This window comes from Streptomyces sp. NBC_00104, assembly GCF_045160825.1.
Classification (GTDB): Bacteria; Actinomycetota; Actinomycetes; order Streptomycetales; family Streptomycetaceae; genus Streptomyces.
Window position 1 is genome coordinate 2,997,608 of record NZ_CP108215.1, and the last position, 21,305, is coordinate 3,018,912.

Below are 21,305 nucleotides of genomic sequence, written 5' to 3' on the forward strand. Positions count from 1 at the left end.
TATCGGCGCGTGCTACTGGTTCTGGTTCTCGCCGCGGTAGTACTCGAAGACCCAGCCCCAGAGGCCGATCAGCAGGATCGGGGCGGAGAAGTACAGCAGCCACCAGCCGAAGACGACGCCCATGAAGGCGAGTGCGCCGCCCACGCCCAGGGCGAGGGGCTGCCAGCTGTGCGGGCTGAAGAAGCCCAGCTCACCGGCGTCGTCCGCGACGTCGGCCTCCTTGTCGTCCTGCGCGCCCACGTCGACCCGCCGGGCCGTGAAGGCCAGGTAGTAGCCGACCATGATGCACAGGCCGAAGGCCAGGAACAGCGCCGTGGTTCCGGCCGGCTCCTTCGACCACACGCCATAGACGATCGCCATGGCGAGGACGAAGACGCTCAGCCAGATGAACATCTTGCCTTGGACCTTCACTTGCCGGCCTCCTTGCCGCTGGTCGCGAGCTCGTTGGCCGCCGGGCCGCCGTGCGCGAGCTGCTCGAGCGCGGCGATCTCCGGGTGGTGCAGGTCGAACGCCGGGGATTCACTGCGGATCCGCGGCAGGGTGAGGAAGTTGTGCCGCGGCGGCGGGCAGGAGGTCGCCCACTCCAGCGAGCGGCCGTAGCCCCACGGGTCGTCGACCTCGACCTTCTTGCCGTACTTGGCCGTCTTCCACACGTTGTAGAGGAACGGCAGGATCGACAGACCCAGCACGAACGAGGCGATCGTGGAGACCGTGTTCAGGGCGGTGAAGCCGTCGGCCGCGAGATAGTCCGCGTAACGACGCGGCATGCCCTCCGCGCCCAGCCAGTGCTGGACGAGGAACGTGCCGTGGAAGCCGATGAACAGCGTCCAGAAGGTGATCTTGCCGAGGCGCTCGTCGAGCATCTTGCCCGTCATCTTCGGCCACCAGAAGTGGAAGCCGGAGAACATGGCGAAGACGACGGTGCCGAACACCACGTAGTGGAAGTGCGCCACCACGAAGTACGAGTCCGAGACGTGGAAGTCCATCGGCGGCGAGGCCAGGATGACACCGGTCAGACCACCGAAGGTGAAGGTGATCAGGAAGCCGGTGGCCCAGAGCATCGGTGTCTCGAAGGACAGCGAGCCCTTCCACATCGTTCCGATCCAGTTGAAGAACTTCACGCCGGTCGGTACGGCGATGAGGAACGTCATGAAGGAGAAGAACGGTAGGAGCACGCCACCGGTGACGTACATGTGGTGCGCCCACACCGTGACGGAGAGGCCGGCGATCGCGATGGTCGCGCCGATCAGACCCATGTAGCCGAACATCGGCTTACGGGAGAAGACCGGGATGACCTCGGAGATGATGCCGAAGAACGGCAGGGCGATGATGTACACCTCTGGATGGCCGAAGAACCAGAAGAGGTGTTGCCACAGCAACGCGCCGCCGTTGGCCGCGTCGAAGACATGGGCACCGAACTTGCGGTCCGCCTCCAGGGCGAACAGCGCGGCCGCGAGGACCGGGAAGGCGAGCAGGACCAGGACACCGGTCAGCAGCACGTTCCAGGTGAAGATCGGCATGCGGAACATGGTCATGCCGGGCGCGCGCATGCAGATGATCGTGGTGATGAAGTTGACCGAGCCGAGGATCGTGCCGAAGCCGGAGAAGGCCAGACCCATGATCCACATGTCGGCGCCGATACCCGGGCTGCGGACCGCGTCCGACAGCGGGCTGTAGGCGAACCAGCCGAAGTCGGCCGCGCCCTGCGGGGTGAGGAAGCCACCGACCGCGATGAGCGAGCCGAAGAGGTACAGCCAGTACGCGAACATGTTCAGCCGCGGGAACGCCACGTCGGGCGCGCCGATCTGCAGCGGCATGATCCAGTTGGCGAATCCGGCGAACAGCGGCGTCGCGAACATCAGCAGCATGATCGTGCCGTGCATCGTGAACGCCTGGTTGAACTGCTCGTTCGTCATGATCTGCGTGCCCGGGCGGGCGAGCTCGGCGCGCATGAGGAGCGCCATGACGCCGCCGATCATGAAGAACACGAACGACGTGACCAGGTACAGCGTGCCGATCGTCTTGTGGTCGGTGGTCGTCAACCACTTCACCAGGACGTTGCCGGGCTGCTTGCGCCGTACCGGCAGCTCGTCTTCGTACGAGCCTTCGGCGGCGGCAGCACCCTGAGGTTCGTTGATGATGCTCACAGCTGGTTCACCTCCCGGTCCTTCTCGTGCTGCGTCTGCTCGATGCCCGCCGGGACGTAACCCGTCTGACCCTTCTCGGCCAGCTCCTTGAGGTGCTGCTCGTACCGCTCCTGGGAGACGACCTTCACGTTGAAGAGCATCCGGGAGTGGTCGACGCCGCACAGCTCGGCGCACTTGCCGAGGAAGGTGCCCTCCTGGTTGGGCGTCACCTGGAACACGTTGGTGTGGCCCGGGATGACGTCCTGCTTCATCAGGAACGGCACCACCCAGAAGGAGTGGATGACGTCACGCGAGGTGAGGACGAAGCGGACCGTCTTGCCTTCCGGCAGCCAGAGGGTCGGGCCGGGGTTGCCGGTCTGCGGGTTCTTGTCACCGGGGGTGCCGCAGGTGTACACGCCGCCCGCATTGTCCGGGAACTGCTTCTTCCACTTGCTCGGAATCGCGTCCAGGTTCTCGTCGGTCTTCGCGTCACCGGTCGAGCCGTCGACGTTCTCGATGTAGTTGAAGCACCAGCTCCACTGGAAGCCGACCACGTTGACCGTGAGGTCGGGCTTCTTCGACGTGTCGAGGAGCTTCGACTCGTCGCGGGCGGTGAAGTAGAAGAGCACCGAGACGATGATCAGCGGGACGACCGTGTACAGCGCCTCGATGGGCATGTTGTACCGGGTCTGTGGGGGAACTTCGACCTTGGTGCGGCTGCGCCGGTGGAAGAAAGCACTCCACAGGATCAGGCCCCACACCAGCACGCCCGTGGCGAGCGCGGCCGCCCACGACCCCTGCCACAGGGAGAGGATCCGCGGAGCCTCTTCCGTGGTCGGGGTGGGCATACCCAGGCGGGGGAAGTCCTCCCATGTGCAACCGGTGGCGGTCGCCAGGACCAGGCCTGCGGTCATTGCCTGCAGCAGCTTCCGCCGCATCGGGCGCCGCGGCGAGCGGTCGGAGCCGTTGGGACTCACGTAGCGCCTTCCCGAGAGTCTCGCCCGCGCGGTATGGCTGCGGCCTTCTCGCTGGTCGGTCGCCGCCCTGCGACGGGCAGGGGTTTGGATGTTTATGCGGACCAAACCCTACTGGACGCGATTTGGGGTCGCGCGGGGAGGGGGTACCAACTCGCCGGGGCTCACTTGGAGCGGCTACGCGGGCCGCCGGGTGTGCCTCATAGCTCGGGAGTTCGGGTGTTTTGACGGGTGCGGGCGTGTTGTGGTCGTTCGCGCGGTTCCCCCGCGACTCTGAAGGAGCGCTGTCCACGGCCCCTGCTTATAGCGTTGGCCCGTGGCCTACTTCGACTCCGCTTCCTCCGCTCCCCTTCATCCCGTCGCCCGGCAGGCGCTGATGGCTTCGCTGGACGAAGGGTGGGCCGATCCCGCGCGGTTGTACCGAGAGGGGCGGCGGGCCCGGTTGTTGCTGGACGCCGCTCGGGAGGCCGCCGCGGAGGCCGTGGGATGCCGGGCGGACGAACTGGTCTTCACCTCCTCCGGGACGCGGGCGGTGCACTCCGGGATCGCGGGGGTGCTGGCGGGGCGGCGGCGGGTGGGGCGCCACCTGATCGTGTCGGCCGTCGAACACTCTTCGGTGCTGCACGCGGCTCAGGTGCACGAGGCCGACGGGGGGACGGTCACCCAGGTGGCGGTGGGACGTACGGGGTCGGTCTCCGCGTCCTCGTACGCCGAGGCCCTGCGGGAGGACACCGCGCTCGCCTGTCTGCAGTCGGCCAACCACGAGGTGGGGACGGAACAGCCGGTGGCCGAGGTCGCTGAGGTGTGCCGGGCGGCGGGGGTGCCGCTGCTGGTGGACGCGGCGCAGTCGCTCGGATGGGGGCGGGTGAACGGGGACTGGTCGGTGTTGACCGCCAGCGCCCACAAATGGGGCGGTCCGTCGGGGGTCGGACTGCTCGCCGTACGCAAGGGTGTGCGCTTCGCGGCCCAAGGGCCCGCCGACGAACGGGAGTCGGGGCGGGCGGCCGGGTTCGAGAACATCCCGGCGATCGTGGCGGCCGCCGCCTCGCTGCGGGCCGTACGGGCGGAGGGCGACGCGGAGGCCGTACGACTAAGGGAGTTGACGGAGCGGATCCGGGCGCGGGTGCCCTCGCTGGTGCCCGATGTGGAGGTGGTGGGCGACCCGGAGCGCCGGCTGCCCGGAGTGGTCACCTTCTCCTGTCTCTATGTCGACGGAGAGACATTGCTCCACGAACTGGACCGCGAGGGCTTCTCCGTCTCCTCCGGGTCCTCCTGCACGAGCAGCACGCTGACGCCCAGCCATGTGCTGCGGGCCATGGGGGTGCTCAGCGAGGGGAACGTCCGGGTGTCGCTGCCGCCGGGGGCGCCCGCGGAGGACGTCGAGCGGTTCCTGTCGGTGCTGCCGGGGGCGGTCGCGGCGGTCCGGGAGAAGCTGGGGGCTCCGGCCCCCGCGACCGTCGTACGTGAGGACGTCCTCGTCGTGGACGCCCTCGGCAAGCGCTGCCCGATCCCCGTCATCGAGCTGGCGAAGGTCATCGGCGACGTCCCGGTCGGCGGCACGGTCCGCGTCCTCTCCGACGACGAGGCGGCCCGCCTGGACATCCCGGCGTGGTGCGAGATGCGGAACCAGGAGTACGTGGGAGAGGAGCCGGCGGAACGGGGTGCGGCATATGTGGTGCGAAGGCTGAGCTGAGGGGACACGGAAAACCCCGCGCCCTGAGGGGCCGAAGGCCCCAGGGGCGCGGGGAACCGCGCGACCGGCCACGACGAACCAGCGGCCGACAAGCACCGGCCCCGGCAACCCGGAAGTCGCCGAGGGCCGGCCTCAGCCGAGGTGAGCCCGTACCTCTTCAGCGGCCTCGTCCCCGTACGCCTTCATGAACCGGTCCATGAAGTGCGCCCGCCGCAGCTGGTACTCCTGGGTCCCCACCGTCTCGATCACCAGCGTGGCGAGCATGCAGCCGACCTGCGCGGCCCGCTCCAGCGATACGCCCCACGCCAGCCCCGAGAGGAACCCGGCACGGAACGCGTCGCCGACACCCGTGGGCTCGACCTTGCGCTCCTCCTCCGGGCAGCCGACCTCGATCGGGTCCTCACCGGCCCGCTCGACGCGGACGCCGCGCGCACCGAGCGTGGTCACCCGGTGGCCGACCTTGGCGAGGATCTCCGTGTCGGACCAGCCGGTCTTGGACTCGATGAGGCCCTTCTCGTACTCGTTGGAGAAGAGGTACGTGGCGCCGTCCAGCAGTATCCGGATCTCGTCGCCGTTCATGCGGGCGATCTGCTGGGAGAAGTCGGCGGCGAACGGGATGTTCCGGGAGCGGCACTCCTCCGTGTGGCGGAGCATCGCCTCCGGGTCGTCCGCGCCGATGAGGACCAGGTCGAGGCCGCCGACGCGGTCGGCGACGGTCTTCAGCTCGATGAGGCGGGCCTCGCTCATCGCGCCGGTGTAGAAGGAGCCGATCTGGTTGTGGTCGGCGTCCGTGGTGCACACGAAGCGGGCCGTGTGCAGCGTCTCGGAGATGCGCACGGAGGCGGTGTCCACCCCGTGCCGGTCGAGCCACGCGCGGTACTCGTCGAAGTCGGAGCCCGCCGCGCCGACCAGGATCGGTCGCGTGCCGAGCTGTCCCATGCCGAACGCGATGTTCGCGCCGACACCGCCCCGGCGTACGTCGAGCTGGTCGACGAGGAAGGAGAGGGAGACCGTGTGCAGCTGGTCCGCGACGAGTTGGTCGGCGAAGCGGCCCGGGAAGGTCATCAGGTGGTCGGTGGCGATGGAGCCGGAGACTGCGATACGCACGGCGAGGACACGCTCCTGCGAAGGAAGAGGGGATTGACGGTTCACGCTATCGGGTTGCCCGCCTGCTCTGAAGCAGGCAAAACTACCCGATAGTAGGTCTTTCTTCGTGGGGTTCGCGGTGCATACGGTGCCGGTATGACGAACCCCAAGATCCACGGCACCGCCCCGTTCGACCCGGACGCCGGACTCGCGGCGCTGCGCGGCGACTGCGCCAGGATGGCTCCGCACTGGCTGGCCCCCGCGAAGGTCATTACGGCTCCGGTGTCCCCTTCACTCATTCACGGGGTGACGGTGCCGGCGACGTCCGCGCGGCTGGTGGACGCGATGCCGGAGTACGGCGACTGAGGGAACCGTCGGCTCCTCCGCCGCGTCCCATCGCTGTCCCCCGTATAGGGGATGCGGTGTACGACCTGCCGAAGGAGCGATGCGGTGAACCCCGAGCGACCCGACAACCCCGAGAACCCGGACCAGGGCCCCGAGCCCGACGCCGCCGAGGAGCTCAGGGCTGCCGGGGACGACGTCACCGAGGCCGACGCGGCCGACCGGGCCGAGGAGCCTGCGGCCGCGGAGAGTGACGCGGATGACCGGGCCGAAGAGCCTCCGGCCGCGAAGAACGACGCCGACGACCGGGCCGAAGAGCCTCCGGCCGCGGAGAGTGACGCGGATGACCGGGCGGAAGAGCCTCCGGCCGCGAAGAGTGACGTCAACGACCGGGCCGAGGAGCCTGCGGCCGCGGAGAGTGACGTCGATGGGGGTGCCGTGGTCGCCGACGGTGACGGCGGCGGGGCCGAGCGGCCGCGTCGGCGGCGTTCCCGGGTGGCCGTCGCTTCCGTGGTCGCCGCGGTGCTGCTGGTCGGAGGCGGCGGCGCCTTCCTCGCCACCACCGCTTCCGGTGGATCCGGGGGTGAGGGCGGGGGGTCGGCTTCTCCCGGTGGTGACGGCACTCCCCCGCCGCTCTCGCTGGACGGATACACCGACGGCGGTTCGAACGGCATCGCGCCCGGTGAACCCAACCCCAACGGGGTGACCTATCGCGCGGACGGCGAGCTGCCCGACGGCCCCCGCTCCGCTCCCGTCTACTCGGTCGAGGGCGAGGTGACGACCGCCGAGGTGGCGCGGCTCGCGAAGGCCCTCGGGGTGGAGGGCAAGCCGACGGCCGAGGGCGAGGCCTGGCAGGTGGGGGCGGCCGGGGACGGTTCGGGGCCGGTGCTCCACGTCGGCAGGCAGTCGCCGGGGACCTGGTCCTTCGACCGGTACACGCCGGGCACCGACAACTGCCAGAAGGCCGACGTCTGCGCCTCCGGCGCGGCCGAGGGCGGCGACCCGGTGAGCGAGGCGGCGGCCGAGAAGGCGGCGGCACCTGTCCTCAAGGCCGTCGGTCAGGACGACGCCAAGCTCGACGCCACCCAACTCATGGGCGCCGTACGGGTGGTGAACGCCGACCCCGAGGTCGGCGGACTGCCCACGTACGGCTGGTCGACCGGCGTCCGGATCGGGGCCGACGGCCAGGTGGTCGGCGGCAGCGGCAACCTGAAGTCGCCGGTGAAGAGCGACACGTATCCCGTCGTCGACGCGGAGCGGGCGCTGGAGCTGATGAACGGCTCCGGTCAGGGCGTCGGCACCGAACGCGGCGGCATCGGCGGCTGCACCGGTCCCGTACCGCTGGAGGGCGAGAGCGGGACGGTCGCCGAGAGCGGGACGGCCGCGGCGGACGAGACGCCGTGCGAGCGGGATACCGCGCTGCCGAAGCCGGAGGCGGTCACCGTGGAGAACGCGGTGTTCGGGCTCGCCTCGCACCAGGTGGACGGCCGCCCGGCGCTGGTGCCGTCGTGGATGTTCGAGGTGCGACCGACGGGGGCCGGGGACACCTACACGGTGACGCATCCGGCGATCGACCCGACGTACCTGGCCGGCCCCGAGTCCCGGTCCGAGCCGACCGCGAAGCCGACCGACAAGCCGGGCGGACCGGGTGACACGCCGTCCACCGCTCCGTCCTCGCGCGAGGTGAAGGTGCAGGGCTACACGGTCGACGGCAACGAGCTCACCGTGGCCTTCTGGGGCGGGGTGTGCAGCGACTACTCGGCCTCGGTGAGCGAGGAGTCGGGCGAGGTGACGGTCACCGTGACCGACACCCCGTGGGAGGGCAAGGTCTGCATCATGATCGCCAAGGTGGTGGAGCGGACGATGCGGCTGGACGAGCCGCTGGGTGACCGGAAGGTGGTCGGGTCGGACGGGAAGGCGATCCCGGAGGGCGGGATCGCGGAGCTGGAACCGCGGTAGGCACCGCCGCGCCGGGCGACCGCGGTAGGCACCGCCGCGCCGGGCGGCGGCCGAGCGGACATACGAAGGCGGCGTCCCCGTCGGAGGGGGACGCCGCCTTCGTCGTACCTGTTCGTCGCCCGCACGCGGACCGCTGCCGCCCGCACGCCGACCGCTGCCGCCCGTACGCGGACCGCTGTCGCCCGTACGCGGACCGCTGTCGCGCGGGCGGGGACTCTAGCTGAAGGAGTCGCCGCAGGCGCAGGAGCCCGTCGCGTTGGGGTTGTCGATGGTGAAGCCCTGCTTCTCGATGGTGTCGACGAAGTCGATCGTGGCGCCGCCCAGGTACGGGGCGCTCATGCGGTCGGTGATGACCTTCACGCCGTCGAAGTCCTTCACGACGTCGCCGTCGAGCGAGCGCTCGTCGAAGAAGAGCTGGTACCGCAGGCCGGAGCAGCCGCCGGGCTGAACGGCGACGCGCAGCGCCAGGTCGTCACGGCCTTCCTGGTCGAGCAGGGCCTTGACCTTGGCCGCGGCGGCGTCGGTCACGATGATGCCGTCGGTGACGGTGCCGGTCTCGTCCGATACGGACATCTACATCTCTCCCGGGTTGTACGGAGACTGCTTGCCGACGAGTCCAACCGCCGGAGCGCCGGATTCATTCCGGGCCGCGCGGATTCGTTCGCGCCTGTCTTCATGCTCGCACATGGCCCGTGAAGCGGGCACCGTGTCGCCGCGGGCTGTGGACAACCCCACGTCGGGATTCATGTCACATCGACGCTATGGGCATCGTCAAAGTGACGTGAAGCGGTTATGATAGATAGCGTCAATTCGACGAAAAGGATAGCCCGAATGTCCCGCCGACCCTCCCCCGGGCGGCGAGCCGCAGAACAGAAAGGGTGCGTGTCGTGACCACCGCCCAGACCCAGGAGCTCGACGTACAGCCGACGCCCCTCGCCCTGCTGCTGCTCGGCCGCGAGGCCGACCCGAGGAGCGAGCGGGGTGTCGAGTGTCCGGGTGACCTCCCCTCCCCGTCCGACCCCGATCTGGTGGAGCGCGCCCGCGCGGCCAAGGAGAAGCTCGGAAACAAGGTCTTCGTCCTCGGCCACCACTACCAGCGCGACGAGGTCATCCAGTTCGCGGACGTCACGGGCGACTCCTTCAAGCTGGCCCGGGACGCGGCGGCGCGGCCCGAGGCCGAGTACATCGTGTTCTGCGGTGTGCACTTCATGGCCGAGTCGGCGGACATCCTCACCGGCGACGAGCAGAAGGTCGTCCTGCCGGACCTGGCCGCCGGGTGCTCCATGGCCGACATGGCCACCGCCGAGCAGGTAGCCGAGTGCTGGGACGTGCTGACCGAGGCGGGCATAGCCGAGCAGGTCGTGCCTGTCTCGTACATGAACTCCTCCGCCGACATCAAGGCCTTCACCGGCAAGCACGGCGGCACGATCTGCACCTCGTCGAACGCGAAGCGGGCCCTGGACTGGGCCTTCGAGCAGGGTGAGAAGGTCCTGTTCCTGCCGGACCAGCACCTGGGGCGCAACACCGCCGTGCGGGACATGGGGATGTCGCTCGACGACTGTGTCCTCTACAACCCGCACAAGCCGAACGGCGGTCTCACCGTCGAGCAGCTGCGGGCCGCGAAGATGATCCTGTGGCGGGGGCACTGCTCGGTGCACGGCCGCTTCAGTGTGCAGTCCGTGAACGACGTACGGGAGCGGATCCCGGGCGTCAACGTGCTGGTCCACCCCGAGTGCAAGCACGAGGTCGTGGCGGCGGCGGACTACGTCGGGTCGACCGAGTACATCATCAAGGCGCTGGAGGCCGCGCCCGCCGGTTCCAAGTGGGCCATCGGCACCGAGCTGAACCTCGTGCGGCGGCTGGCGAACCGTTTCGCGCCCGAGGGCAAGGAGATCGTGTTCCTCGACCGCACGGTCTGCTTCTGCTCGACGATGAACCGCATCGACCTGCCCCACCTGGTGTGGACCCTGGAGTCCCTCGCCGAGGGCACCCTCGTCAACCGCATCGAGGTGGACAAGGAGACCGAGGCATTCGCGAAGCTGGCGCTGGAGCGGATGCTGGCGCTGCCGTAGCCCCCGGCCCGCGCAGCAGCGCGGCGCGCGCTCACCCCGACACGGGCTCCCGGTCGGGGTGAGCGGGGTCGAGGGAGAAGAGCGTGCCGTCGGAGACGGCCACGACCAGCGCTCCCGCCTGGGGAATCGCCCAGGGAGCGCCCTGGACGGACCAGGTCGGTGTGGCTCGGGGCAGCGTCTCCCACAGCAGGGTGCCCTTGACCCTGTCGAGCGCCGCGACCCTGCCGGTGGCGCTGGCCAGGTAGAGGGTGCCCGTCACGGCGTCGTACCCGGGCTCGCCCGGCCGTTCCAGACTGGTCCTGGTCCGCCACAGCAGCTCGCCCGTGTGCGGTGACACGGCGGTCACCTGGCCGCCGGACCGGGTGAACACCAGCACGCCGCCCGTCAGAGCCGCCCGGCCCCGCCCGTTCCCGCCCGGCTTCGTCATCACCCGGGCCCCGGTCTCCAGGTCCAGGAGCAGGACGGTGTCGTACGTCGGGTCGCTGCCCGGGGTCGCGTCGGTGTCCTCGGTGCCGTCCGCGACCAGGACCAGGTCTCCCTGCTTCGCGCCGAGGAGGACGCTGTCCAGCGGCACCTTCACGGTCCTGGCCGAGCCGTCGGCGCGGTCCACGACCAGGACCCGTGATTCCGCGTTGGCCGCCTTCGCGTCCCGGGTCACCGGGCGGCAGTGCGCGTACGTGCCCGCTCCGGCCGTGGTGAACACGCAGTGGTGGCCGGCGGGCATCTGCAGGGACCAGCGCTCGACGCCCGTGCGCGGTGAACGGGCCGTGACCGTCTCGCCGTCGGATTCGGGGGTGAGGACGAAGTCGCCGATCAGGGCCGGGTCGATGTCGGCGCTGCCCACCCGACGGGTCCACAGCCGCTCCCCGGTGTCCGCGTCGAGGGCGACGAGATCGACCGGGTCCACCACGGGTTCGCCGCTGAAGACGGTCTGCTGCACGAGGACGGTGCCGTCCCGGACACCGAGGACCCCGGCGTAGTACCGGTCCCGCTCGGTGGTCGTCGGCGCGATGCTCGCGCGCCAGACCGTCCTGCCGGTACGGCCGTCGACGCGGACCGGGAGGGCTCCCGCGCCCCCGCAGTAGACGTCCTCCCCGTGCACCTGGCAGGAGGGAGCGCCGCCGTTGTTGCCGTCCTTCGCGGGCAGCGACCGGCGTGCGCCCGCCGCCGCCGTCGCGAACACCGTCGTCTGCCAGGGCTTCCAGCCGCTGGGCGGTGCCGTCCAGCGGGAGGTCGAGGACGGCGCGGGCGTCGCCTTGTCGCCGGTGCGCGCCTGACCGGGCCCCAGCAGGTAGGCGGTCAGCCCGAGGACCAGCGCGCCGACGGTGCCGGTCGCGGCGAGCAGGGGGCGCAGACGGCGGCGGGCGGGGCGCGGGTCCGGCTCCGCGTCCGCGCCGGGCCCGGTCCCCACGTGGATCTCCGTGGCGGCGGCCGCGACGTCCTCGCGCCGCGTCACCGCGGGCAGGGCCCCCGGCTCCGGCTCCGGCAGGGCCGCCTCGAACTCCCGCGCCAGTTCGTCGAGTCCGGGCCGACCGGCGGCCTCCTTGGCCAGGCAGCGCGCCAGTACGGTGCTCAGCCGCGGGTCCACCCCGTCCAGCACGGGTTCGTCGTGGATCACCCGGTAGGCCGTCAGATAGGGGCTGTCCGCGTCGAAGGGGCCTCGCCCGGTGACGGCGTACACCAGCAGCGTCCCCAGCGAGAACACGTCCGAGGCGGGGCCCGCCGTACGGGCGTCGGTGAGCTGTTCCGGGGACATGAACGGCGGGGTGCCGATCATCTGGCCGGTCTCGGTCAGGGCAAGGTTCTCCGCCGCGCGGGAGATGCCGAAGTCGATGACGCGGGGACCGTCGTCCGCCATCAGGACGTTGGCCGGCTTCAGGTCCCGGTGCACCACACCGGCCCGGTGGATCTCCCGCAGCGCCTCCACGAGCCCCAGGGCCAGGGGGCGCAGTTCGGTGTCGTGGAGCGGGCCCCGGTCGCGGATCCGCTGGGCGAGCGAGCGTCCGGGCACGTACTGGGTCGCCATCCAGGGGCGCTCCGCCTCCGGGTCGGCGTCCACCACCGCCGCGGTGAAGGCGCCGCTGACCTTGCGGACGGCCTCGATCTCCTGGCGGAACCGGCTGCGGAAGACGGCGTCCTGCGCGTACTGGGCGTGCACCACCTTCACGGCGACCTCGCGGCCGGAGCGGGATCTCGCCCGGTAGACGACGCCCATGCCACCGTTGCCGAGCCGGTCGACCACCTTGTAACCGCCGACCGATCTGGGGTCGTCGCTGCGCAGCGGCACGCCCTGGTCCCTCCCCCCGACAAGCAGTTCGAGGCACAGGATACGTAAGGGCGACGCACGGTCGGCCGGGTCGCGGACCCTCACGGTTCCGCGACCCGGCCGACCTGGACCTCCGGGGGTGTCAGACCCCGGCGGGCTCCGGCTTCTCCGCCTCCGAGCCGGACTCCGGCTTCGTCGGCTCGGACGCGGTGCCCGCCCGCTTCAGGGCCTTCTTCTTCGCCCGGCGCTCCTTGCGGATCTCGATCATCGTGTAGAGGGTCGGGACCAGGAGGAGGGTCAGGAGCGTCGACGTGATCAGGCCGCCGATGACGACCACGGCCAGGGGCTGGGCGATGAAGCCGCCCTCGCCCGTGACGCCGAGGGCCATGGGCAGCAGCGCGAAGATCGTCGCCAGGGCCGTCATCAGGATGGGACGCAGCCGGTGGCGGCCGCCCTCGATGACCGCCTCGACGGTGCCGTAGCCCTGTCGGCGGTACTGGTTGATCAGGTCGATCAGGACGATCGCGTTCGTCACCACGATGCCGATGAGCATCAGCATGCCGATCATCGCGGGGACACCCATGGGCGTACCGGTGATGATCAGCAGACCGATCGCGCCGGTGGCCGCGAACGGGATCGAGACCAGCAGGATCAGCGGCTGGATCAGGGACCGGAAGGTCGCGACCAGCAGCATGAAGACGATCGCGATCGCCGCGAGCATCGCGAGGCCGAGGGAGGCGAAGGCCTCGTCCTGGTCCTCGGAGACACCGCCGATGTCGGCGGTGGCGCCCTCGGGGAGCTTGAGGGCGTTCAGCTTGGCGGTGAGGTCGGTGCTGACCGCGCCGGTGTTGTCGCCCTTCGGCTTCGCCGTGATCGTCGCGGCCCGCTGGCCGTCGATCCGGGTCATGGAGACCGGGCCGTCCACCAGCTCGACGTCCGCGATGTCGCCGAGCTGCACGGCACCCAGCGGCAGGTCCCGCAGCTCCTTGAGCGTCTCGGCGGGGTTCGCCGACTTGATGACGACGTCCCGCTCGGTGTCGTCGAGGATGGCCCGGCCGCTGGTCGTGCCGCGGACGGCCTGGGCGACGGCCGCGCCGAGGGTCTGGTCGTCGAAGCCGGCCGCGGCCGCCCTGTCGGTGGCCCTGACCGAGATGCGGGGCACGCTCTGGGAGAGGTCGCTCGTGACGTCCGTGACGTTGTCCATGGTCGAGACCGCGTCGCGGACCTGCTCGGCGGCCTTGCGCAGGACATCGGCGTCGGCGGCCTTCACGACCACGCTGAGGTCCTGGCTGCCGAAGGCGTCACCGACCGCGACGGTCGTCGTACCGATGCCGGAGAGGCCGGTGAGGCCCTTCTCGATCGTGTCCTGGACGTCCGCGGCCGTGGCCGAGTCGTCCAGCATGACGCTGTACGAGGCCTGGTTGGAGTCGGTGCCACCGCCGAACGCGGCCAGGAAGCCGGAGGAGCCGATGGTGACCTGGTAGTCCTTGACGCCCTTGGTGTCGGCGAGCAGCTTCTCGACCTTCCTGGTCTGCTCGTCCGTCGCCGCGAGGCTCGTGCCGGGCTTCAGCTCCTGCTTGAGGCTGAGGACTTCCTGGTCGCCCGGGTCGAAGAAGTTCGTCTTCAGCAGCGGGGCCATGCCGAACGTGCCGATCAGGACGACGGCCGCGAGGGCCACACTGGTCAGCCGACGGCGCGTGGCGAAGCGCAGGACGGGGACGTAGAAACGCTGGAGGCGGCTCTTCGCCTCCTTCTCCTCCGCCTTCCGGCGCGCCTCCTCGGCGTCCTCGGGTGTGCCCTTCGGAGCGCGCAGGAACCAGTACGACAGCACCGGGACCACGGTCAGCGAGACCACGAGGGAGGCCAGCAGGGCCGCCGTCACGGTCAGCGAGAAGCTGCCGAACAGCTGGCCGACCATGCCGCCGGTCAGGCCGATCGGGAGGAAGACCGCGACCGTCGTCAGGGTGGACGCGGTGACCGCGCCGGCGACCTCGCGGACCGCCTTGAGGATCGCCTCCTCGCGCTCCTCGCCGTAGCCGAGGTGCCGCTTGATGTTCTCCAGGACGACGATCGAGTCGTCGACGACACGGCCGATGGCGATCGTCAGCGCGCCGAGCGTCAGCATGTTGAGGGAGAGGTCCCGGGTCCACAGCACGATCAGCGCCAGGACCACCGACAGCGGGATGGACACCGCGGTGACGAGGGTCGAGCGGATCGACGCCAGGAAGACCAGGATGACCAGGACCGCGAAGAGCAGGCCGAGGGCGCCCTCGGTGGTCAGGCCGTCGATGGACTTGGAGACCGCCGGACCCTGGTCGCTGACCACGGTGACGGTGGCGCCGGAGCCCAAATCCCGGCGCATGGTGGACAGTTCGTCCTCGACGGCCTCGGAGATGGCGACCGCGCTGCCGCCCCGGTCCATGGTGACCATGACCGCGAGGCTCGGCTCGCCGTTCGTGCGGGTGAGGGAGTCGGCCTTCGCCTGCTCCTCCTTGACGGCGGCGACGTCGGCGAGGCGGACGGGCTTCTTGGCGCCCTCGCCGCGGACCATCAGGTTCTCGATCTGCTCCAGCGAGGTGTAGCCGCCGCCGACCTGGACGGTGCGGTTGGCGCCGTCCTCGTCGAAGGAGCCCGCGGGGACGGTGACGCCGCCGGCCTGGAGGGCCTGGGAGAGGGCCATCGTGGTCAGGCCCGCCTTCGCGAGCTTCGCGTCGTCGGGGGTGACGGTGACCTGGAGGTCCCGTACACCGTCGACGGTGACCTGACCGACGCCGTCGATGCCCTCCAGCGTCGGGACGACGGTCCGGTCGAGCTGGTCGGCGAGGGCCTGCTGGTCCTGGTCGGAGGTGACGGCGAGGACGACGGTGGGCATGTCGTCGGTCGAGCCCGCGATCACCTGCGGGTCCACGTCGTCCGGGAGCTGCGCCCGGACCCGGTTGACGGCCTGCTGGACGTCGGCGACGAGCTGGTCGGTGCCGGGTCCGTAGTCGAAGGACGCCATGATCAGGGCGTTGCCCTCGCTGGCGGTGGAGGTGACGCCCGTGATGCCGTCGACGGCTTCGAGGCTGTCCTCGATGGGCTCGACGACCTGCTTCTCGACCACGTCCGGGGACGCGCCCTGGTAGGGCGCCAGCACGGACACCACGGGCAGTTCGATGGTGGGCAGCAGCTGCTGCTTGAGTTTGGGTATCGCGATCGCCCCGAAGGCGAGCGCGATGATCGACATCAGACCGACGAGGGCCCGTTGTGCGAGGCTGAACCGAGACAGCCAGGACATGGGTCAGGGTCTCTCTTCTGTGGCGTGAGCGGAGGACGAACGCCCATGTGCCACATGCGGCTTGGGTGCCTCATGTGTCGCCGGTGTGACGCAGATGTGAGCGCTCACCTCATACCCTGGGGCATGGGGGACCCCTGTTCCCTCGCTCCCCAGGGCCATTTCCTTATGCCGCGCATACTCCGGGTGGAGTAGTCCCGGACGGCTCTCAGTCAACCCTCGGGCGTACCAGGCCCGACTCGTACGCGAAGACCACCAGTTGGGCCCGGTCGCGGGCGCCGAGCTTCGCCATGGCCCGGTTGACGTGGGTTTTCACGGTCAGCGGACTGACCTCCAGAAGCTCGGCGATCTCGTCGTTGGAGAGCCCCCCGGCGACCTGCCCGAGCACCTCGCGCTCGCGGCTGGTCAGCGCGGAGAGCCGCTCGGAGCGGGCGGCGGCACCGCCCTCGCCGTCGGCCGAGTCGTCCGGCTGGGCGAGGAAGCGGGCGATGAGGCCCTTGGTCGCGGTGGGCGACAGCAGTGCCTCGCCACCGGCGGCCACCCGGATCGCGTTCAGCAGCTCGTCCGGCTCGGAGCCCTTGCCGAGGAAGCCGGAGGCGCCGGCGCGCAGCGACTGCACGACGTAGTCGTCGACCTCGAAGGTGGTGAGGATGACGACGCGGACCTGGGCGAGCGTCGGATCGGCGCTGATCATGCGGGTGGCGGCCAGGCCGTCCGTGCCCGGCATCCGGATGTCCATCAGCACGACGTCCGCCCGCTCCTCCTTCGCGAGCCGCACCGCCTCCGCCCCGTCCGAGGCCTCCCCCACGACCTCCATGTCCGGCTCCGAGTCGACGAGCACCCGGAAGGCACTGCGCAACAGGGCCTGGTCGTCGGCGAGCAGGACACGGATCGTCATACGGGGCCCCCGGGGCGCTGGTCACGGTCGTACGGCTGGTGCCACGACCGCACGGTTCAGCGTTGTAGTGGTACGGCTGGTGCCGCGACCTTACGGTTCACGGTCGTACGGCATCCGCGGCGGTCGTTCGGGTCTTGAGCGGCAGGATCGCATGGACGCGGAAGCCGCCGCCGTAGCGGGGGCCGGTGGTGAGGGTGCCGCCGAGCGCGGCGACGCGTTCGCGCATGCCGAGGAGGCCGTGCCCGCCACCGGCCTCGTCGCCCTCTCCGTCCGTGCCCGTGTGCCCGGCGCCGTTGTCGAGGACGGTGACCTCCATGTTCGGGCCGACGCGTACGACGCTGACCTCGGCCTTCGCCTCCTGGCCCGCGTGCTTGCGCACATTGGTGAGGGCTTCCTGGATGACGCGGTACGCGGCGAGGTCGACGGCGGCCGGGAGGGTCACGCCCTCGTCGGCGCGGGCCACCTCGACCGAGAGGCCCGCGCTGTGGAAGGTGCCGACGAGTTCGTCGAGCCGGATCAGGCCGGGGGCGGGTTCGGTGGGGGCCTCGGGGTCGCCGGACTGGCGGAGCAGACCGACCGTGGCGCGGAGTTCGTTGAGGGCGGAGCGGCTGGCCTCCCGGACGTGGGCCAGGGCCTCCTTGGCCTGGTCGGGCCGCTTGTCCATGACGTGGGCGGCGACCCCGGCCTGGACGTTGACGAGGGCGATGTGGTGGGCGACGACGTCGTGCAGGTCGCGGGCGATCCGGAGGCGTTCCTCGGCGACCCGGCGGCGGGCCTCCTCCTCACGGGTGCGCTCCGCTCGTTCCGCGCGTTCCCTTATCGCCGCCACGAAGGCCCGGCGGCTGCGGACCGCGTCTCCGGCCGTGGCGGCCATGCCGGTCCAGGCGAAGATGCCGAGGTTCTCCTGGGCGTACCAGGGGAGGGGGCCGGCGAGCATGGCCGTGCCGGTCAGCACGGTCATCGTGAGCAGGCCGACGCGCCAGGTGGTGGGGCGGTCGGTGGTCGAGGCGACCGTGTAGAGGGCGATGACGGCGGCCATCGCGACCGGGGCGCGGGGGTCACCGGTCACCAGTTCGGCGAGGGTGAGGGCGCAGGTCGCGGCCAGCACGGCCATCGGGGCGCGGCGGCGGGCGATCAGGACGGCGGCGGCCGGCACCATCAGCGCGATGCTGAGGGCGTCGGGGGTGCGGGCGCCCCACTTGTCGCCGTGAGCGGCGTGGGGGTCGACGAAGGCGCCCGCCACCATGGCGACGAGGACGCCGAGGGCGAGGGCCGCGTCCAGCGCGGTGGGGTGTGCCGTCAGCCAGGACCTGGCACGCTGGAAGGTGCTCACGGACGTTTACCGTACGGGGTTCCCGCAGGTGGGGGAACGGGGGCCGGTCTTTCGGCCGCGGGTTGTGCGTGGTTGCTCGCGCGGTTCCCCGCGCCCCTGGAGGACATGGCCCTTCGGGCCTGTCGGCCGGTGGTCACCCCGGGATCAGGCCGTCGTCGCTGAGCATCTCCCTGACCTCCTCCAGCGTCGCGTCCGGCGCCGGGAGGATGAGTTCCGACGGCTCCAAGGAGTCGTCCGGGAGAGGCGTGCCCAGTTCTCGGACCTTGTCCAGGAGGGCGTGGAGGGTGTGGCGGAAGCCCGGGCCGTCGCCGACCTCCATTTCCGCCAGGAGTACGTCGTCCAGCTTGTTCAACTCGGTGAAGTGGACGTCGTCCAGCCTCACCTGCCCCTCCCCCATGATCCGTACGATCATGTCGCCCTCCTCAGGCGTGGGACCCGATCCGCGTACCCGATGGCACGTGTCTCCTGCTCGACCGCCGCTCTCCCGCCTCCTGCCTACTGCTTGTCGAAGCGCGGCGTGTCCTGCTGCTGGGACTGCTGCTGCGGGGCCGACTGGCCCGAGCCGCCCTCGATGGCCTGCTGCTGCGCGGACGGGCCGCCCGCCAGCTCCGCCTTCATGCGCTGGAGTTCCAGCTCGACGTCCGTACCGCCGGAGAGGCGGTCCAGCTCGGCCTGGATGTCGTCCTTGTGCATGCCGGACGGGTCGTCGAGGGCACCGGAGGCGAGCAGCTCGTCGATGGCGCCGGCGCGGGCCTGGAGCTGGGCCGTCTTGTCCTCGGCACGCTGGATGGCGAGGCCGACGTCGCCCATCTCCTCGGAGATGCCGGAGAACGCCTCGCCGATCCGGGTCTGGGCCTGGGCGGCGGTGTACGTGGCCTTGATCGTCTCCTTCTTCGTGCGGAAGGCGTCGACCTTGGCCTGCAGGCGCTGCGCGGCGAGGGTGAGCTTCTCCTCCTCGCCCTGGAGAGTGGAGTGCTGCGTCTCCAGGTCCGTCACCTGCTGCTGGAGCGCGGCACGGCGCGAGAGCGCCTCGCGGGCCAGGTCCTCGCGGCCGAGCGCGAGCGCCTTGCGGCCCTGGTCCTCCAGCTTCGAGGACTGGGACTGGAGCTGGTTGAGCTGGAGCTCCAGGCGTTTGCGGGACGTGGCGACGTCGGCCACGCCCCGGCGCACCTTCTGGAGCAGCTCCAGCTGCTTCTGGTACGAGTAATCGAGGGTTTCGCGCGGGTCCTCGGCCCGGTCAAGGGCCTTGTTCGCCTTCGCGCGGAAGATCATCCCCATACGCTTCATGACACCGCTCATGGGCTTCGCGCGCCCCCTTCTGACGGACTCCAGCTCACAGGTCTGCGACAGAACCCACAGTACGGGCCCTGCATCTATTACTGCACTGTTCGGGGACGGATGCGCTCATCCCCAAGGACGACTGTGGACGGCGCCGCTCCGGCGTAGGGAGTAGGTGTCTCCCGGGGTCACCTACGGGCCGACCCCCGGAATACCTCGGACCCCCTACGGACGAACCGTCACCGCGCTCCCCCTTTTCCGGCTTTCCGGGTTTCCCCGTCCACTTCCGCCCCGGCTCTGTCTCCAGCACAGACGCAGGGTGTTGCCGGATCGTTCCCCACTCGGCTGGGGTCCATGCCCCGGCACCCCGTACCCTTGGGTTTTGTGTTCCGAAGCCGCGACAAGAGCGAGAAGGGGCCGGTGGCCGACAAGGCGCCGGTGACCGACTCCAAGCAGACCCGTGACCCGCAGGCCCCCAAGGGGCGGCCCACTCCCAAGCGGAGTGAGGCCCAGACCCAGCGCCGCAGCGTGGCCAACACGCCCACGACGCGCAAGGAGGCCGCCAAGCGCTCCCGCGACGAGCGCCGCTCCGCGATGGAGAAGCAGCGCCAGGCGCTGGCCACCGGCGACGAGCGCTATCTGCCCGCGCGGGACAAGGGCCCCGTGCGCAAGTTCGCCCGTGACTTCGTGGACTCGCGGTTCCACATCGCGGAGTTCTTCCTGCCGCTGGCCGTGATCATCCTCGTGCTGAGCATGGTGCAGGTGGCGTCGCTGCAGAACATCGCGCTGCTGCTGTGGCTCTTCGTGATCGTCCTGATCGTGGTCGACTCGATCAGCCTCGGGTTCCGTCTGAAGAAGCAGCTGAATGCCCGCTTCCCCGACGCGAACAAGAAGGGCGCCGTGGCCTACGCCCTGATGCGCACGCTCCAGATGCGTCGCCTCCGGCTGCCGAAGCCGCAGGTCAAGCGCGGAGAGCGGCCCTGAGCACGACCGCATTCTCCGGAGGTGCCGCGGATGCCTGGCTGAACCGGCTGGGCACACTGCGTGAGGTCGTACGACAGGAACTGGTCTCCCGGCAGCTCGACGAGCAGATCGCGGGCCGCTTCCCGGTCGGGCAGCGGCTCCGGGTGCTCGACGTGGGCATGGGGCAGGGGACGCAGGCGCTGCGGCTCGCCCGGGCCGGACACGCGGTGACCGGGATCGAGCGGGAGGCGAAGCTGATCGCCGTGGCCCGGGAGGCGCTCGCCGCCGAGCCCGAGGGCATCCGGGGCCGGGTGCGGATCGTCGAGGGCGACGGCCGGGACACGGGTGTGCACTTCCTGCCGGGCAGCTTCGACGTGGTGCTCTGTCATGGGGTCCTGATGTACGTCGAGGAGCCCGATGCCCTGCTGGCCGGGCTGGCGCGGATGCTGGCGCCCGGGGGGCTGCTGTCGCTGCTCGTACGGAACGGCGACGCGCTCGCGATGCGGGCGGGGCTGGCCGGGGACTGGGCGGGGGCGCTGGCCGCCTTCGACACCACCGCGTACCGGAATCGGCTCGGGCTGGATGTGCGGGCGGATCGGCTGGGGGTGCTGACGGACGCGCTCGCGGGGATCGGGGCGCCGTTGCACGCGTGGTACGGGGTGCGGGTGTTCACGGATCTGGCCGCGGACGACGCGGGGCTGCCCGAGGGGCAGGGGGACCTGGACGTGCTGCTCGCCGCGGAGGAGCGGGCCGGGCGGACGGATCCCTATCGGCAGGTGGCGGCGTTGCTGCACCTGTGCGGCGTGCGCGGCTGAGCCTTTCCTCGCCCCCGCCGCCCCTACCCGTCCCTTCCCCAGGGGCTGCGCCCCTTCGACCCCCACGTGCGGGTGCGGTGGGGGCTGGTCGCGCAGTTCCCCGCGCCCCTGAAAAGCAGGGGCTGCGCCCCGTGCTTTTTCGGCCCGAAAGGGCCGTAGGCCCTTCAGGGGCGCGGGGAACTGCGCGAGAAGCCCCACCGGACCCGCACCCGCCAACGAACCCCAT

At 70.7% G+C, this 21,305-nt stretch carries 17 protein-coding genes; 6 read left to right on the top strand and 11 right to left on the bottom strand.

From position 1 onward, the window contains the following. Positions 1-12 precede the first annotated feature (12 nt). Genes OG272_RS12985 through coxB form a run of 3 tightly spaced genes read right to left on the bottom strand, consistent with a single transcriptional unit; the run spans position 13 to position 3,103 of the window. Positions 13-411: a cytochrome c oxidase subunit 4 gene (locus tag OG272_RS12985; RefSeq protein WP_326583380.1), complete on the bottom strand. Its 399-nt coding sequence runs from the start codon at positions 409-411 to the stop codon at positions 13-15. Further along, positions 408-2,147 carry a cytochrome c oxidase subunit I gene (ctaD, locus tag OG272_RS12990; protein ID WP_326583379.1) on the bottom strand — a complete coding sequence of 580 codons (1,740 nt, stop codon included), beginning with the start codon at positions 2,145-2,147 and terminating at the stop codon, positions 408-410. The genes OG272_RS12985 and ctaD overlap by 4 nt, the downstream gene beginning before the upstream one ends. Next, positions 2,144-3,103, bottom strand: a complete 960-nt coding sequence (gene coxB, locus OG272_RS12995) for a cytochrome c oxidase subunit II (RefSeq protein WP_326583378.1) — start codon at positions 3,101-3,103, stop codon at positions 2,144-2,146. Before coxB ends, ctaD begins: the two co-directional genes overlap by 4 nt. Before the next feature lie 313 nt (positions 3,104-3,416). Between coxB and OG272_RS13000 the strand changes: the two genes are divergently transcribed. Continuing rightward, positions 3,417-4,793: an aminotransferase class V-fold PLP-dependent enzyme gene (locus OG272_RS13000; RefSeq protein WP_327730129.1), complete on the top strand. Its 1,377-nt coding sequence runs from the start codon at positions 3,417-3,419 to the stop codon at positions 4,791-4,793. A gap of 132 nt (positions 4,794-4,925) precedes the next feature. On the opposite strand, the gene OG272_RS13005 is transcribed toward OG272_RS13000, so the two are convergent. Continuing rightward, positions 4,926-5,900, bottom strand: coding sequence for a carbohydrate kinase family protein (locus tag OG272_RS13005; protein ID WP_326583376.1), 975 nt, complete (start codon positions 5,898-5,900; stop codon positions 4,926-4,928). A gap of 135 nt (positions 5,901-6,035) precedes the next feature. Here OG272_RS13005 and OG272_RS13010 point away from each other — a divergent pair, with 135 nt between their 5' ends. Both OG272_RS13010 and OG272_RS13015 read left to right on the top strand, forming a co-directional pair. After that, positions 6,036-6,245 carry a hypothetical protein gene (locus OG272_RS13010; protein WP_326583375.1) on the top strand — a complete coding sequence of 70 codons (210 nt, stop codon included), beginning with the start codon at positions 6,036-6,038 and terminating at the stop codon, positions 6,243-6,245. 84 nt (positions 6,246-6,329) lie between these two features. Further along, a complete protein-coding gene (locus OG272_RS13015; RefSeq protein WP_328222816.1) occupies positions 6,330-8,180 on the top strand; it encodes a hypothetical protein in 1,851 nt (616 codons plus the stop codon). A 216-nt stretch (positions 8,181-8,396) separates the two neighbouring features. Here OG272_RS13015 and OG272_RS13020 read toward each other — a convergent pair whose 3' ends face one another. Continuing rightward, on the bottom strand, positions 8,397-8,753 hold the full coding sequence (locus OG272_RS13020; RefSeq protein WP_005478347.1) for an iron-sulfur cluster assembly accessory protein: 357 nt from the start codon (positions 8,751-8,753) through the stop codon (positions 8,397-8,399). A 314-nt stretch (positions 8,754-9,067) separates the two neighbouring features. Between OG272_RS13020 and nadA the strand changes: the two genes are divergently transcribed. After that, positions 9,068-10,252 (top strand): quinolinate synthase NadA, encoded by a 1,185-nt coding sequence (gene nadA, locus OG272_RS13025; protein ID WP_327730127.1) that lies wholly within the window; start codon positions 9,068-9,070, stop codon positions 10,250-10,252. 31 nt (positions 10,253-10,283) lie between these two features. Here the strand turns inward: nadA and OG272_RS13030 are convergent, their stop codons facing one another. The 6 genes from OG272_RS13030 to OG272_RS13055 form a co-directional block, all read right to left on the bottom strand. After that, entirely contained in the window at positions 10,284-12,539 is a 2,256-nt protein-coding gene (locus tag OG272_RS13030) for a protein kinase domain-containing protein (protein WP_405893346.1), read from the bottom strand. Between the two features lie 121 nt (positions 12,540-12,660). Then, positions 12,661-15,795: an efflux RND transporter permease subunit gene (locus tag OG272_RS13035; protein ID WP_405893348.1), complete on the bottom strand. Its 3,135-nt coding sequence runs from the start codon at positions 15,793-15,795 to the stop codon at positions 12,661-12,663. A gap of 205 nt (positions 15,796-16,000) precedes the next feature. Further along, positions 16,001-16,690 carry a response regulator transcription factor gene (locus OG272_RS13040; RefSeq protein WP_326583370.1) on the bottom strand — a complete coding sequence of 230 codons (690 nt, stop codon included), beginning with the start codon at positions 16,688-16,690 and terminating at the stop codon, positions 16,001-16,003. Positions 16,691-16,787: 97 nt separating this feature from the next. Then, entirely contained in the window at positions 16,788-18,023 is a 1,236-nt protein-coding gene (locus OG272_RS13045) for a histidine kinase (RefSeq protein ID WP_326583369.1), read from the bottom strand. Positions 18,024-18,156: 133 nt separating this feature from the next. Next, entirely contained in the window at positions 18,157-18,435 is a 279-nt protein-coding gene (locus OG272_RS13050) for a PspA-associated protein PspAA (protein WP_326583368.1), read from the bottom strand. Between the two features lie 83 nt (positions 18,436-18,518). Further along, on the bottom strand, positions 18,519-19,322 hold the full coding sequence (locus OG272_RS13055; RefSeq protein ID WP_326583367.1) for a PspA/IM30 family protein: 804 nt from the start codon (positions 19,320-19,322) through the stop codon (positions 18,519-18,521). 333 nt (positions 19,323-19,655) lie between these two features. Between OG272_RS13055 and OG272_RS13060 the strand changes: the two genes are divergently transcribed. Both OG272_RS13060 and OG272_RS13065 read left to right on the top strand, forming a co-directional pair. Next, complete coding sequence (locus OG272_RS13060) at positions 19,656-20,285, top strand: DUF3043 domain-containing protein (protein WP_326583366.1); 630 nt, start codon at positions 19,656-19,658, stop codon at positions 20,283-20,285. An 80-nt stretch (positions 20,286-20,365) separates the two neighbouring features. Next, a complete protein-coding gene (locus OG272_RS13065; RefSeq protein ID WP_326585860.1) occupies positions 20,366-21,079 on the top strand; it encodes a methyltransferase domain-containing protein in 714 nt (237 codons plus the stop codon). Positions 21,080-21,305: the final 226 nt, after the last annotated feature.